The sequence below is a fragment of the Luteimonas panaciterrae genome (assembly GCF_020511115.1).
In the GTDB taxonomy this organism is placed as follows: Bacteria; Pseudomonadota; Gammaproteobacteria; order Xanthomonadales; family Xanthomonadaceae; genus Luteimonas; species Luteimonas panaciterrae.
The window spans coordinates 1-477 of the sequence record NZ_JAJAVH010000098.1 but is presented as its reverse complement, the minus strand read 5'-3'; the positions used below and the strand labels follow the sequence as shown (position 1 = coordinate 477).

Annotated in this window: 1 pseudogene; it reads left to right on the top strand. The window is 67.3% G+C overall.

Annotated elements, in window-relative coordinates:
* Positions 1–13: 13 nt before the first annotated feature.
* Positions 14–477: pseudogene (locus tag LG367_RS18435) on the top strand (hypothetical protein); the annotation flags it as partial.

The following is a 477-nucleotide window of genomic DNA, read 5'->3' as shown; positions in this document are numbered from 1 at the left end:
GGGCATGGAGAGCGTGGCTGCAGGTGAGAACAGCTTCGCAGCGGGCACCGGCGCGCAGGCGCAAGGCGCAAATGCAGTAGTGGTCGGAGCATCGGCCGGAGCGGATGGAGAGAACGCCACGGCGATGGGCGCGGGCAGTTCGGCGATCGGTGCCGGAGCCTCGGCGTACGGCAGTGGTGCGTTCGCGATCGGGACGAACACGGTGGCATCGGGTTACAACGCCTCGGCGACGGCCGATAGCGCGACAGCGGTGGGCGGCACGGTGTCAATTCCTGGTTCGGATCTGCCGGAACAAACGACGACGGCTTCGGGGGTGGGGGCGAGCGCGTTCGGTGCGGGCGCGCAGGCGACGGGAACCTATAGCAGTGCCGTGGGCACACTGGCGACAGCCAGCGGTAATCAAGCGGTGGCGCTGGGATACCAGAGCCAGGCCGTATTCGATTCCAGCACGGCACTAGGCAGCTTCGCAGTGAGCAA